General features: G+C 61.3%; 8 protein-coding genes. 2 read left to right on the forward strand and 6 right to left on the reverse strand.

Going from position 1 to position 14,090, the window contains the following annotated elements; genetic code table 11:
* Positions 1-3 precede the first annotated feature (3 nt).
* On the reverse strand, positions 4-1,257 hold the full coding sequence (glyA, locus tag LOY50_RS26535) for a serine hydroxymethyltransferase (protein ID WP_003206308.1): 1,254 nt from the start codon (positions 1,255-1,257) through the stop codon (positions 4-6).
* Between the two features lie 301 nt (positions 1,258-1,558).
* Entirely contained in the window at positions 1,559-2,263 is a 705-nt protein-coding gene (locus LOY50_RS26540) for a TraX family protein (protein ID WP_253470045.1), read from the reverse strand.
* A gap of 194 nt (positions 2,264-2,457) precedes the next feature.
* Here LOY50_RS26540 and LOY50_RS26545 point away from each other — a divergent pair, with 194 nt between their 5' ends.
* On the forward strand, positions 2,458-3,498 hold the full coding sequence (locus LOY50_RS26545; RefSeq protein ID WP_214509907.1) for a low specificity L-threonine aldolase: 1,041 nt from the start codon (positions 2,458-2,460) through the stop codon (positions 3,496-3,498).
* 134 nt (positions 3,499-3,632) lie between these two features.
* On the opposite strand, the gene gbcB is transcribed toward LOY50_RS26545, so the two are convergent.
* Complete coding sequence (gbcB, locus tag LOY50_RS26550; protein ID WP_214509908.1) at positions 3,633-4,733, reverse strand: glycine-betaine demethylase subunit GbcB; 1,101 nt, start codon at positions 4,731-4,733, stop codon at positions 3,633-3,635.
* Between the two features lie 442 nt (positions 4,734-5,175).
* Between gbcB and gbcA the strand changes: the two genes are divergently transcribed.
* Positions 5,176-6,468: a glycine-betaine demethylase subunit GbcA gene (gene gbcA / locus LOY50_RS26555; RefSeq protein ID WP_258689571.1), complete on the forward strand. Its 1,293-nt coding sequence runs from the start codon at positions 5,176-5,178 to the stop codon at positions 6,466-6,468.
* 102 nt (positions 6,469-6,570) lie between these two features.
* Here gbcA and LOY50_RS26560 read toward each other — a convergent pair whose 3' ends face one another.
* The 3 genes from LOY50_RS26560 to LOY50_RS26570 all read right to left on the reverse strand — a co-directional run bounded on the left by LOY50_RS26560 (position 6,571) and on the right by LOY50_RS26570 (position 13,366).
* Entirely contained in the window at positions 6,571-7,818 is a 1,248-nt protein-coding gene (locus tag LOY50_RS26560; RefSeq protein ID WP_253470050.1) for a metallophosphoesterase, read from the reverse strand.
* 27 nt (positions 7,819-7,845) lie between these two features.
* Positions 7,846-9,714, reverse strand: coding sequence for a hypothetical protein (locus tag LOY50_RS26565; RefSeq protein WP_258689574.1), 1,869 nt, complete (start codon positions 9,712-9,714; stop codon positions 7,846-7,848).
* 199 nt (positions 9,715-9,913) lie between these two features.
* Positions 9,914-13,366 (reverse strand): GMC oxidoreductase, encoded by a 3,453-nt coding sequence (locus LOY50_RS26570; protein WP_258689575.1) that lies wholly within the window; start codon positions 13,364-13,366, stop codon positions 9,914-9,916.
* Positions 13,367-14,090 lie beyond the last annotated feature (724 nt).

A 14,090-nucleotide genomic window follows, 5' to 3' on the forward strand; every position in this document is an offset into this window, starting at 1 on the left:
GACTCAGCGATAAACCGGGAAGTCCGCGCACAGGGCCGCCACTTGCTGCGCGACATTGGCCTCGACATCGGCATCGCCGAGGTTGTCGAGAATGTCGCAGATCCAGCCGGCCAGCGTGACGCACTGGGTCACCTTGAAACCACGCGTGGTCACCGCCGGGGTGCCGATACGCAGGCCCGAGGTCACGAACGGCGATTGCGGGTCGTTCGGCACGGCGTTCTTGTTGACGGTGATGTGGGCGCGGCCCAGGGCAGCATCCGCGTCCTTGCCGGTCAGGCCCTGACGGATCAGGCTGACCAGGAACAGGTGGTTATCGGTGCCACCGGACACTACATCGTAGCCGCGCTTGATGAACACGCCAGCCATGGCCTGGGCGTTATCGATCACTTGCTGCTGGTAAGCCTTGAAGCCAGGCTCCGCCGCTTCCTTGAAGCACACCGCCTTGCCGGCGATCACGTGCATCAACGGGCCGCCCTGGGCGCCGGGGAATACCGCGGCGTTGAGCTTTTTCTCGATCTCTTCGTTGGCCTTGGCCAGGATCAGGCCGCCACGTGGACCGCGCAGGGTCTTGTGGGTGGTGGTGGTGACCACGTCGGCGTAAGGCAATGGATTAGGGTACAGACCGGCGGCGACCAGACCGGCAACGTGGGCCATGTCGACGAACAGCAGGGCACCGACCTTGTCGGCGATCTGGCGGAAACGTGGGAAGTCCAGGGTCTTGGAGTAAGCGGAGAAACCGGCAACGATCATCTTCGGCTTGTGCTCGACCGCCAGGCGCTCGACTTCGTCGTAGTCGATCAGGCCGGTGGTGGTGTCGATGCCGTATTGCACCGCGTTGTAGAGCTTGCCCGAGGACGACACCTTGGCACCGTGGGTCAAGTGACCGCCGTGGGCCAGGCTCATGCCCAGGATGGTGTCGCCAGCCTGCAGCAGGGCCAGGTACACGGCGCTGTTGGCCGAAGAACCGGAGTGCGGCTGGACGTTGGCGTAATCGGCACCGAACAACTGCTTGGCGCGCTCGATGGCCAGGGCTTCGACTTTGTCGACGTGTTCGCAGCCACCGTAGTAGCGCTTGCCTGGATAGCCTTCGGCGTACTTGTTGGTCAGGCCGCTGCCCTGGGCCTCCATCACGCGCTTGCTGGTGTAGTTTTCTGACGCGATCAGTTCGATGTGATCTTCCTGGCGTTGCTCTTCGGCGTTCATCGCCGCCAGCAGTGCATCATCGTAGCCTTGGATTTGGTCTTGCTTGCTGAACATCGCGTCTCTCCCAGCGGCGGCGGTGCGCCTTTCGTCTCGGTGAGGCACGGACCATTCGGTCGTGCCCTTTGGATGCGATGGTATGGCTGGCGCAGGCATGTCAAATGCCTATGGACGCCACGCAAAGGTGCGTTTACGACATGGGATCAAAGAGTCGGAGAGCAAGGCCTGCGCGATAGCACTGTGGGAGCAAAGCTTGCTCGCGATCCAGGCGCCTCGGTCCACGGGAGACCGCGGCGCTTTCATCGCGGGCAAGCCTTGCTCCCACAGGCTTTGCTCCCAAGATGCTGCTCCCATAGGGTTACGCGACGATATGGCGAACCGCGAGCAACAGTAGGAAATGCGCGGGATAAAGGCCATACGCCCAGCGCCGCATCGCAGGTGGATGAAAACGACCAGCCTGTCGCAAAAGCACCAGCCCAAGCCATGGCGCGATCAGGCAGGCCACCAATCCCCAAAGCGCCACCCCATTCCCCAGCCACGCCGCGCCATACAACACCCGCCATTGATTGGCCGCCACGCAGATCAGCCCCGGCAACAAAGCCATGTACAAGGGACGCTTGAAGACCAGCAACATCGCCAGCGGCAGCAGCACACCAAAGAAACCGAACATCAGTTGCGGCGAAAACAGCGCCGCCAGCAGCAACACCGTCACCGCCTGGCATCGTGCCTCCAGGGTGGGTGTCTGCCAACCGCGCGCCACCAGTAAGCCCAGGACCAGGGTTGGCATCACATTCAGGGTGGTGGGATCAGGGATGAACAAGCGGTAGGGGATTTCGCTGACGGCGCTGAATAGCAGCAACCAACCCAGGTAACGCCACGGGACGGTGCTGGCGTCGTTGCGCGCCAGGTTCGCCGCCATCGCCAGGCAAAACCAGGGGAACGCCAACCGTCCCGGCACGTACAGCCAATCGACGGAGAAACCGACATATCGCAGATGATCGAGCACCATCGCCAACAGAGCCAGCCACTTGAGCAGGTCCAGCGCCCCGTCGCGCCGGCTCACGTGTAAAACGGCTCGATGAGTTTGATACTTTCCGACAGAAACATCCGGTGTGTTCCCCCGCTAATCTTGGGTAAAGTGCGCACCAACATTGACACGGCGCTGTGGACCCAAACACGCCGAACCATGGAGCGCCCCACCCGGGCATTCCGCCAGGGATCTCTTTACCCAGGACTCTCTATTCAAGGAGCAAGGCCATGACCGACAAGAGTCAACAGTTTGCCAGCGACAACTATTCCGGCATTTGCCCCGAAGCCTGGGCGGCCATGGAAGAAGCCAACCAGGGTCACCAGCGCGCCTACGGCGACGACGAGTGGACCCACCGCGCGGCGGACGATTTCCGGGCCTTGTTCGAAACCGACTGCGAAGTGTTCTTCGCGTTCAACGGCACGGCGGCCAACTCTTTGGCGTTGTCCTCACTGTGCCAGAGTTACCACAGCGTGATCTGCTCGGAAACCGCCCACGTCGAAACCGACGAATGCGGCGCACCGGAGTTCTTCTCCAACGGTTCCAAGCTGCTGGTGGCTCGCACCGAAAACGGCAAGCTGACCCCCGAGTCGATCCGTGAGATCGCCCTCAAGCGCCAGGACATCCACTACCCCAAGCCCCGGGTCGTGACCCTGACCCAAGCCACGGAAGTCGGCAGTGTCTACACCCCGGAAGAAATCCGCGCCATCAGTGTCACCTGCAAGGAACTGGGGCTGAACCTGCACATGGACGGCGCGCGGTTTTCCAACGCCTGCGCCTTCCTCGGCTGCTCCCCGGCCGACCTGACCTGGAAGGCCGGCGTGGACGTGTTGTGCTTTGGCGGCACGAAAAACGGCATGGCGGTGGGTGAAGCGATCCTGTTCTTCAACCATGATCTGGCCGAAGACTTCGACTATCGCTGCAAACAGGCCGGGCAACTGGCTTCGAAGATGCGCTTCCTGTCCGCGCCCTGGGTCGGCTTGCTGCAAAACCAGGCCTGGCTCAAGCACGCCCGCCACGCCAACCACTGCGCCCAATTGCTGGCAGAGCTGGTCAGCGACATTCCCGGCGTGGAACTGATGTTCCCGGTCCAGGCCAACGGCGTGTTCCTGCAACTCTCGGAACCGGCCATCGCCGCGCTGACCGCCAAGGGCTGGCGCTTCTACACCTTCATCGGCAAAGGCGGCGCACGCTTCATGTGCTCGTGGGATACCGAGGAAGAGCGGGTGCGGGAATTGGCGGCGGATATTCGCGAAGTGATGGGCGCCTGAACCGGCGACCGGATATCCTGTAGGAGCTGTCGAGCGAAGCGAGGCTGCGATCTTTCCAAGCCTGATTGAATCTCAAGCGAAAGATCAAAAGATCGCAGCCTCGCTTTGCTCGACAGCTCCTACAGATGGACAGATCAGAAATCGATCCGCACATCCCCCTTCGGCACGCTGCAGCACGACAGGATATACCCCTCGGCCTCGTCGTCCTCGGTGATACCGCCGTTGTGGTCCATTTCCACTTCCCCGCCCAGCTTCAGCACCTTGCAGGTACCGCAGATGCCCATGCCGCAGGCCTTGGGGATCATCATGCCGAGCTTGGCAGCCGCGGCGTGCACGGTTTCGCCCGGCCCCACGCGAATGCTCTTGCCCGAGGAGGTGAACTCCACCAGGTGTAGGTCCGCCGCATCGACTTCCGGGGCGTCGGCCGCTTGTTCGGCCTGTTCCACGGCGTCGGCGCGGGCTTCCGGTGGTGTGGCGCCGAAGGATTCCTCGTGATAACGCTTCATGTCGTAGCCGGCCGCTTCCAGCAGGCGCTTGACCGCGGTCATGTATGGGGTCGGGCCGCAGCAGAACACCTCGCGCTCGAGGAAGTCGGGCACCATCAATTCCAGCATCTTGTGGTTCAGATAACCGCGATAGCCGGCCCAGGGCTCGCCCAGGCCATGTTTTTCGCAGATCAGGTGCAAGCTGAAGTTGTCGATCCGCGACGCCATGTGCTCCAGCTCGCGGTGGTAGATGATGTCCTTGGGCGAGCGGGCGCTGTGGATAAAGGTCATGTCGACATTGGCGTTGGTGTCGTAGTACCAGCGCGCCATGGACATCACCGGGGTAATCCCGACGCCGCCGCTGAGGTAGAGCACCTTGGGGCTGGAGAAGTCGATGGCGTTGAACAACCCCACCGGCCCGTGTACCGCCAGCTCCTGGCCTTCATGCAGGGTGTCGTGCAGCCAGTTGGAAACCTTGCCCCCCGGCACGCGCTTGATGGTCACCGAGAAACTGTAGGGCACCGACGGCGAGCTGGAGATGGTGTAGGAGCGCATGATCGGCTGGCCTTCGATTTCCAGCTCCAGGGTGACGAACTGCCCAGGCTTGAAAAAGAACAGGATCGGCTGGTCAGCCATGAAGCAGAAGGTGCGCACATCCCAGGTTTCCTGGATGACTTTGACGCAACGTACGATATGTCGGCCATTGGCCCAGGTCTGGGTCGTGACCGGGTTCAGGAAGTTATTGGACATGCTGATCTCCACGGCCGACTGTCGGCCTTCATGAGGGCGATTGTGCGCAGGCGCCTGAGTGACCATTTACCTATCTGCGACATTCACATACTTATCGCGACCAGCCCCCAACTACCGGGGCTTGCGCGTCGGGAACAGATTGGGCCATGTCGCCCATGGATAAGGTTGCGCCCCTGCGCGGCCCCACACTCGCCCCAACAGATAAACAAAGTTTTCTGCCTTGCGTAGCACAACCTGTAGCCGATGTGACGGGTTGGGGTGAGGCAAGTCCGGATGCAGGAAATGCTGAGCCAAGGCGCCGTGACGAGTCATAGCCCGCTATGGCGAGGAGCGGCAACGCAGGATCAGGATTTCCTGCGCCGGAATTGACCATCCCAACCCGTTACATCGGCTACCAAGTCATTTTCACCGGCTCCGCTTAGAGGGCCACGAGGATAAAACGATGGACACCACTACCCTGAGCCTGGGCGATCCGCTGGAACCCGCACGCAAGGCCACCGCGCAAATGCTGCAAGAGCGCGAGCGCACCTTTTCGCTGCCGCAGCCGTTCTACTCCGATGAGCGCCTGTTTGATATCGATATGCAGGAAATCTTCCAGAAAGAATGGTTGATCGCCGGCATGACCTGCGAAATCCCGGCCAAGGGCAACTACCTGACCCTGCAAGTCGGCAAGAACCCGATCATCGTGATTCGCGGTGCCGAGGGCGTGGTGCACGCGTTCCATAACGTCTGCCGCCACCGCGGTTCGCGGCTGTGCACCAGCGACAAGGGCAAGGTCGCCAAACTGGTCTGCCACTACCACCAGTGGACCTACGAGCTGGACGGTCGCCTGCTGTTCGCCGGCACCGAGATGGGCGCCGACTTCGACATGAAGCAGTACGGCCTCAAGCCTGTGAACGTGAAGACCGCAGGTGGCTACATCTTCATCAGCCTGGCCGAGAACCCGCCGGCCATCGATGACTTCCTGTCGACGCTGAACCATTACATGGAACCGTACGACATGGAGAACACCAAGGTGGCGGTGCAAACCACCTTGATGGAAAAGGCCAACTGGAAACTGGTGCTGGAAAACAACCGCGAGTGCTACCACTGCAACGCCTCGCACCCTGAATTGCTCAAGACCCTGCTGGAATGGGACGACGTCACCGACCCGCGGGCCGACCAGGCCTTCAAGGACCATGTGGCCGCTTCCGCCGCCGCCTGGGACGCCGAGAAGATCCCTTACGCCCACGCCAGCTTCGGCCTGCGTAACCGTATCGTGCGCATGCCGCTGCTCAAGGGCACCGTATCGATGACCATGGATGGCAAGCAAGGCTGCGCCAAGCTGATGGGTCGCATCAAGAACCCGGACCTGGGCTCGATGCGCATCCTGCACCTGCCGCACTCGTGGAACCACTGCATGGGCGACCACATCATCGTGTTCACCGTGTGGCCGATCAGCGCCCAGGAAACCATGGTCACCACCAAGTGGCTGGTGCACAAGGACGCGGTCGAAGGCGTGGACTACGACGTGGCGCGCATGCGCGAAGTCTGGGACGCCACTAACGACCAGGACCGTCGCCTGGCCGAAGAAAACCAGCGCGGCATCAACTCCACCGCCTACCAGCCAGGCCCGTACTCCAAGACTTATGAGTTCGGCGTGGTGAACTTCGTGGATTGGTACAGCGAGCGCTTGCTCAACAACCTGGGGGCCGAACCGGCGCCGTACCTCAAGGGCGTTCCGGTCCAGGGCTAAGTCAGAAGCATCGCGAGCAAGCTCGCTCCCACAGGTTTTGTGAACGACACTAAACCCCTGTGGGAGCGAGCTTGCTCGCGATAGCGGCCTGACACTCACCGACTACTTGGAAGAAGACCACCGCACACTGCCATCCTCCCCATAAAACGTCTCGACAATCTCCTCCCCCTTCAGCCGCACCTTCACATACCCGTTCAACACCCGCAGCGGATACGCCTCGTCACCCGCCAATTGCGTTTCCGACCACAGCACCCGGGCATGCCCATTCAACTCACTGGTAGTACCGTAGGGAATCGCCCCGTGCCCGGCGCAGCGCGCATGCAATCCGCCTTGCGGTGCGTAGCAGATGCCGTTGTGCAAATGCCCCCAATACCAATAATCCGGCTCGCGTCCCAAGGCATCGCACACCGGTTGGTAAAGCGCCGTCTTGTTGTGCCCGGAAATATCAAAACCCTGGTGATGACTGAGCACCATGAGTTTCTTGCGTTTGGGCAGGGTTTTCATCCACTCGATCTGCTGGGTGTTGAGGGTGCCGTCCATGTACAGGTTCATGGCGTCCGAGGCGTAGGCACTGTCCAGGCCGACCACCAGCCAGTCGTCGTTGTACAAGGCAAAGTAGCTGGTGCCCTGCTGCACCGGGAAACGCTTGGACAATTCCTTGAAATAGCCGTGGGCACCGCTGTACATCTCATGGTTGGAATTGAGGGTGAACGCGCCATGCCTGCCCTGGGGCCAGCCGACCATGTCGACGTCTTCCTGGGAATGGGTGCCGGCGTAATACACGTCGCCCAGATGGATGGTGAAATCGGCCAGGGCCAGCTCCATCTGGTTGGCCACCGCCACGGCCGGGGCATGACTGTCGAACGGCCCGGTGCCCCAGTCACCAGCAATCGCCAACACCACGTCGTTGTCCATTTTCACCAACGCCGGGTTGGTAGCGAACGGCGCGTGGTGGCGCAGGTTTTCGATCCACTTGAGCAGCGCCTCGCTCCACAACAGGTCCAGCAGTTCCCATTTGCGGCAGCCGAGCAAGGTGCCGTCCTTGAGTACCCGGGTCGGCAACTCGTCCACGCTTTGCGGCAGGGGCGTGGCGTTGCCGATCTTGAGGATCGACAAGCCGTGGGACAACTCCCACGGCACGGCCGGTTCGTCGTCCGGCAGCTCGCCATGCTTGATCACATATTGTGCCTGGTCATGACCCCGCTGCAGCAACTTGACGATGGCCTCGAACTCTTCAGGCTCGAGCTCGTTGACGAGCTTCTGCCAGGACATCTCCAGCCGCGTGACCAACCCGTGCAAACGGACCTTGAGCTTGTCGAACTCATGTTCCCAATGGTGCAGTAATGACATGTGAACGCTCCTTCGCAATGCCCTGGGCTACAGGGTTTTCATGAATTCGATCAAGGCCCGTTTGTCGACGTCCGACAGCTGCGTGCCATACAGGTGGCCACCGTTGTGGTTGCCTTCCAGGCGGGTGTCATATTTGAAATCGGCCGACGCCTTCATCTGCGCGCCTCGGGTGATGAAGCCGACCTTCTCCTGGTCGTAGATGTCGGAGCCGGTGTAGAACACCTGCGGACGCTGCTCCGGCGGTTGCAGCAAATCCCACAGGGTCGGCACCGAACCGTTGTGCAGGTACGGCGCGCGCAGCCAGACGCCGTCGGTGGGGGTGTTGCTGTAGCTCTGGGTCTTGCGGTAGGCGCCAAAGTCGAACGGCGGTTTCTTGAAGCCGTGGAACGCCGCCACCAGGCCGGTGGTGAAGGAGTTCAGGCGATGGGGATCGGTGCCCAACTGGTCGATGTTGGTGGTGACCTGGCCGGTGTCGCTGCGACCGAAATCATGGCAGCCGGCGCAGTTTTTCTCCCAGATCGGTTTGCCCTGGGCGACTTTCCCTTGGTCCAGGGCGAACGGCCAGGCCGGTGCCTTGTGGCCCAACAGCCAGTTGGTCACCCGGTTGAAACTCGGCGGCAGCACCGACTCCGGCGTCGCACCCACGGCCATGGCTGCTGCGTAGTTGCGTTCGTGGATCTTGTTGTTATTGCCGTCCCAATGCAGGTACATGGACTCGCGCGGTTTCTGGTTCCAGACCTGCGGCAGGTCCACGGTGCCGATGGTGGAGTCATCCGGGAAGCCGAACACCACCATTTTGGTCGGGTTGAAGGTGTCGGTCCGCCCTGGCCCCTGGGCCGGACGCAGCTTCTGCCAGGCGTACGCCTGCTTCTGCTTGAGCAGCGCGCTCTTGGCCATCGGGATGATCAGGTAACGGTTGTACAGCTTCTCGAAAAAGCCCAGTTGGAACTTGCTGTTAATCGCCGCCATCACCGCATCGGGGGTGAATTTCGGGTCGCTGGCACACTCGTAGGCGAACCACTGGAAGGCCTGCAGTTGCAGGGTATTGGCCGGCGCGCTAGCGACCGGAACCGCTACGTCACTGGCATTGGCCCGATAGGAGCCGGTGTGACACAGGGCACAGTTGGGTTCCACCGTAGGGTAACCGAGCTGCCGCTTGGCCATGCCGATGGGCAGGTCTTTGCCGTTTTCATAGAGAAAACCGAACACCTCGTAACCGCCCGGCTTGGGCAGTTTTTCCGGGCACATCTGCGGCAACACGGCGAACAGGTAGTAGGGAATCCGCGCCTCGATGCCCAGGCCAATGGCGGCGTATTTGTAATGGTCTTCATCGGAGGCGAAGTCCGGTTGCGGCACTTCCCGGATCATCTGGTACCAGGTCTGGTAGCCGATGAAACCCAGCAGCAATACCACCACCAACGTGCCGACCTTGAAGCCGTGGCTCTGCCAGCGCCGCGCCCAGCCGGCGCGCCATTCCCGCCAGCCGGCGCAGAGCAAGGCCAGCGGACGATTGGCCACCGGGCAACCGAGGTACAACAGCACGCCCAGGATCAGGAACATGCTCAGGTCGCCCATCAACATCGGCACGAACAGCTGGCCCTGGTTGTTGGTGTTGATCAGGTAGATCCAGAACACCACCGCCACCAGCCGCGACAGCACGCACAACCACGAATGCACGACGAAACGCGGCGCGTTGAACCCCGAGGGCATGTAGAACAGGCTGATCCCCACCAGCAACATGCCGGCGTTCTCCAGCCAGGGATCGGACAATACGGGGGGCAGGCCGATCATGGACGTCAGCAACGCCGGCGCGAACAGCGCCGGGATCGCGAAGAACATGTTCATGACAATCCCGACCCAGATGATGCGTTGGAACCAGCGGATGTAAGTGTTCATGGCATCCTTTTTCCTTATTCCTGACCCGGTACACAGCCTTTGTGCTGGGCTCTGTAGGAGCTGTCGAGCGAAGCGAGGCTGCGATCTTTCCACTGCCCATTGAATCGAGAGCGAAAGATCAAGATCAAAAGATCGCAGGCTTCGCCAGCTCCTACAGAGCCGAGCGGGAGCAAGCTCCCTCGCCACGGATGGCGATCAGCTAGCCCAACGCCGTCTTCTCCAGGTGCTCAAGGATGATCGGATACACATCCACCACCGCATCCTTGCCGAACATGCAGTCGATGTGGCCGTACCCCGGCACTTCGTGACGGCTGAACAACTGCGGGCCGTGCATCTCGCACAGTCGTTCGTAGGTCTTGAGGGTGCTTTGCGGCAGGTAGCACTGGTTGTCGGCGCCGCTGATGAAGCAGATCGGCAATTTCAACCGATCGAAATGCGGCATGTAGACGTCGTTGCCCTTGAAGTCCACCAGGTGCCCCTTGCGCACGATCAGCGCCAGGTGCTCGAAGGTCTGGATGTTCGACTCGCCGAACAACTCATGCAGGTTGTCGTGCAGGGTTTCGTTGAGGGTGTCGTGGCGGTACAGCGACGCATACATGAACGTGATGCGATGGCAGACCGGGTTGGTGCAATAGCCCTGGGCCTCGATCCGGGCATAGCCGTTGAGGGCCTTGTCGTAGAGTTTGTTGAACCAGCTTTCCTTGGTGTCGGCGTAGGCCGTGAGGGACTTGATGCCGATGGCATCGAGCATCCCCGGCAAATGCAAACCGGCCTTCAGCCCAGTAGCAGTGGCAACCACCGTGTCGGCGGCGATCTGCGAGCAGACCACCGAACGCACGCCCTGCAAGCCCGCCAGCATCGACATGAAGAAGGTCGTCGCGCCGTAGCAATGCACCACGCACTGCACGTCACGGGCCAGGGTCGCCTGCTGGATCTGCTCGATGGCGGCCTTGAAATCGTACTGGGCCACCTGGTCGCCGTTCCATTCATTTTTGCTGGCCGGCAGCAGGATGCTCACCCGCAAATCCAACAGCCAGACGTCGTATTCGTGCTTGCAGAGGTATTCCAGCAGGTTGGTATGAATGGTGTCAGTGGAGAAAATATTCGAGCCCACGCCCAGGCCATGAACCAACATCACCGGGCCTTTGGTGCCGGCCTGGTAACGGGTCAGGCGCAGCTCGACGTTGTCTTCGGTCTGGAAGAAATGCACCACCGGGGGCGGCGCATCCAACGGCCGTTTCAACCGGGGCGGCGCGTCCGGGTTGAAGTAGACGTCGCCGGCGAAGACACCGCCGTAGCTCTCCCACAAGATGCCGGCAAAGAACTTGCCGAACCGCGCCAGCGCCTCCACGCGCTCACGTTCATTGCGGGCATTGAGCACTTTCATGGTGGTCATTTGCTTGGCGAAGTCCGCCGGCAGAATGTGCATCACCCCCGAACCGATCACCGCGCCGGTCTTGTCCGACCCTCGATAGAGCGTGACGTACAGGGTGCTGGTGTCAGGCCAGATGTTCAGCACACCGTTGTCCTCGGGCACGGTCTTGAAGGCGCTGAAGTAATAGTCGCTGCCGTCTTCGGCGGTCAGCTTCATGTCGTAGTTCATGTGCCGCACGCCAACCTGCCCCTGATACTGCTCGAACAGGTTGAATACCCCATTGCTGGCGATCAGCAGCTGCGACGAGAGCGACGGTGCGTCGAGGGTCCCCACCAGGGTTGCCGCATGCTCCGGCTCCTTGATCAGACGGTTGAGGTCGGCGGCGGTGATGGTCAGGGTGAATTCGATGGACGAGTTGTCGGCCTTGCCACGCTTGGCCGCCGCTTCATACAGGCTGAGATCGGTGCCCTGGGGCTGGATGAAGGCTGTGGAAAAGTAGCCCTTCATGGTTTCGGTGAACTGCACGCCGAGGGTCGGCGCCGCCACGGCTTTGCGCGGGGCCGAAGGCAGCGTGTAGTCGATGATCCAGCCGCGGTCGGCCGCCAGCAGCCCCATGTTGCGCTCGCTCACCGCCGAGATGGTCAGCAACGGGTTGACCGCCAGCGACGTCGGGATCACCGCGCCGTCGGTCACGTACAGGCCCGGGTAGACATCGGTGCCGCTGGCGCCACTGAACACCTGGCCCTTGTGGTTGACCACGCCTTGGGTCGCATCCTCGCCCATCACGCAACCGCCGAGGGGATGGACCGAGACGATGCTGTGCTTGAGCAGCTTGGTCCAGATCGGGTTCTCGACCCAGATCCCGCCCAGGGCCTTGGTGCTCTGGTGCAGCCGCTCGTTGCCGAGGGTGACGTTCTCCTGTTCGCCGACGCCGGGCCAGTCGATGCGCAACTGATCCTTGCTGTCGAGCAGCATGCGCCCCTTGGCGTTGTCATGGCTCATGATCAGGTAGGTCTGCATGTTATGCAGCGCGCCGTAGTAGGGACCGCGCAAAAAGCTCTCGGCTTCGCGCCCCTTGTACTTGAGGCTGGCGCCGAAGCCAGTGTCGGTGGGCACACCGATCATTTCGGCAAACGCCGCCATGCTCGGCACCATGGCCCGACCGAGGGCACCGGGAATCGAACCTTCCTCGATGACCATGCGGCTGCGCCAGTCGCCCTCGGTGCGCATGTCGATGATCGAGGTGATGCACGGCCCCACCGGTTCCAGTTCCTTGGCCGAATGGGCGCCGAAGCCGATGCCGTTGATGGTCTGGTCGCAGTTGTGACCGAACCCGAGGATGTCGCCGTTGCCGCTCATGTGCTCGCCCAATTGGCTGGACATCGACAGGCCCTTGTCCCGCGAGCGCAACATGATTTCGGTGGAGCCCAGGGTGCCGGCAGACACCACCACGATGTCGGCGCGCACGAACAGGGTCGGCGCCGAGAACATCTCGCGACCGCTGTCCAGGTATTGGAAGTGCACGATCCAGCCATCGCCGTCGCGCTCCAGGTGCCGCACCTCGGCCTGGCAGAAAATCTCCGCGCCGTGGTTCCAGGCATCCGGCAGGTAGTTCATCAGCGTGGTGTTCTTGGCCTTGTTGTTACAGCCCGAGACGCAATCGCCACAACCATTGCACGGCAGCTGTTCGACGCCGACGTGGTTGAGGTTGTTGGGCAGCTTGTCGAAAGTCACGTTGATCGGCGGCTTGTAGAAATGCGCGCCTTGCTTGAGGTAATCGGCGGACTTCTTGTGCGCGTCGAGCTTGGGCAGGTTCGGTTCCGACGCGGGGTAAGGGGTGGGCTTGAGCATCTCCCGGGCCCGGGCGTAGCCGTCCTTGAGCAGCGTGTCCTGGTGCTCACGGACCGCCTGCGGCCAGCGCGGGTCCTCGAACACGCCAGGCTCCGGCTCCAGCGCAACGTTGGCATTGATCAGCGACGTGCCGCCCAGGCCACAACCGACCACCACGTTCTGCTGGGCGTTGACGTGCAGGTCGAACAGACCGGTGCGCGAACCGATGTGGCCGTCCGGGTCATGGACTTGCAGTTCCTCGGTGGCCGCGAGCAGGGTGTTGGGGTATTCGCCGGGCTGGATCTCCCGGCCACGCTCCAGCAGGCACACCTTGCGCCCGGCCCGGGACAGGCGCGAGGCAGCAATGCCGCCCCCGTAGCCCGAACCGATGACGATCACGTCGTAGTGCTCCTGGATATCACTGATGGGGGTCGAGATCCGTGTCATGTTCAAGTCCTCTCAGGCAGATAGGGCAACTCTGCGGTTGCCTGCAAATCGACAGACGCACAAACGCCTGGCCACCGTCCCTTGCAGGGTCCGGCGGCAGTCAGCGGTGCTACAGGGGAAAAACCAGGCGCTATAGACGCGCACGCTGATTGACGGCGCGACGATGGGTGCGTTTGTGCAACGAGGTGGGAGGTGTCGGGACGCAGGTCACCGATGATTGCGGGTGTGAGCGGGGGTCCTTGCTATCCATCATGTGTTCTCCCTGAACCTGATGTGGATAAAGTGGCGATGTCCTTGTGCCATGGAGTGAAGACAGCCCACAGACCCTCGTCAAGGGTGTGACTTAGAACTGTATGAAATTTGATCTATCGCCATTTGCGCTATGCCCGCCGTGGCTTGCAGCGTTTGGCGAACAAGTTATCCACATGACCACCCACAGCAAATGGGGACAAGTAGGTGTATGTCCGGCATTTTTTCACCGGCAAAGTGAATAAAAACCGTGACTTATGAACAATGACGGTTTTACCGGCCTATCGGCTGTTTTTTGATCAAAGACCTGTAAGTCATGCCTGGCAAGGCGTGTGGCGGTAAGCGAACACCTTATCCACAGAAGCGCCAACAGTGTTTGGGGGTAATTTTGACGATTCTGTGGAAAACCCTTTGGACGGCTTGTAAATCGAGGTTTTCCGAAGATTTTCCTGATAAAAGAGGCTGTTTGATCAGT

It is taken from the genome of Pseudomonas sp. B21-010, assembly GCF_024749325.1.
In the GTDB taxonomy this organism is placed as follows: Bacteria; Pseudomonadota; Gammaproteobacteria; order Pseudomonadales; family Pseudomonadaceae; genus Aquipseudomonas; species Aquipseudomonas kilonensis.

Excerpts from the sequence above, each read along its gene's own strand:
- LOY50_RS26570 (WP_258689575.1), bottom strand. The coding sequence starts at position 13,366 with ATGACACGGATCTCGACCCCCATCAGTGATATCCAGGAGCACTACGAC.
- LOY50_RS26560 (WP_253470050.1), bottom strand. The coding sequence starts at position 7,818 with ATGTCATTACTGCACCATTGGGAACATGAGTTCGACAAGCTCAAGGTC.
- gbcA (WP_258689571.1), top strand. The coding sequence starts at position 5,176 with ATGGACACCACTACCCTGAGCCTGGGCGATCCGCTGGAACCCGCACGC.
- gbcB (WP_214509908.1), bottom strand. The coding sequence starts at position 4,733 with ATGTCCAATAACTTCCTGAACCCGGTCACGACCCAGACCTGGGCCAAT.
- LOY50_RS26545 (WP_214509907.1), top strand. The coding sequence starts at position 2,458 with ATGACCGACAAGAGTCAACAGTTTGCCAGCGACAACTATTCCGGCATT.
- LOY50_RS26565 (WP_258689574.1), bottom strand. The coding sequence starts at position 9,714 with ATGAACACTTACATCCGCTGGTTCCAACGCATCATCTGGGTCGGGATT.
- glyA (WP_003206308.1), bottom strand. The coding sequence starts at position 1,257 with ATGTTCAGCAAGCAAGACCAAATCCAAGGCTACGATGATGCACTGCTG.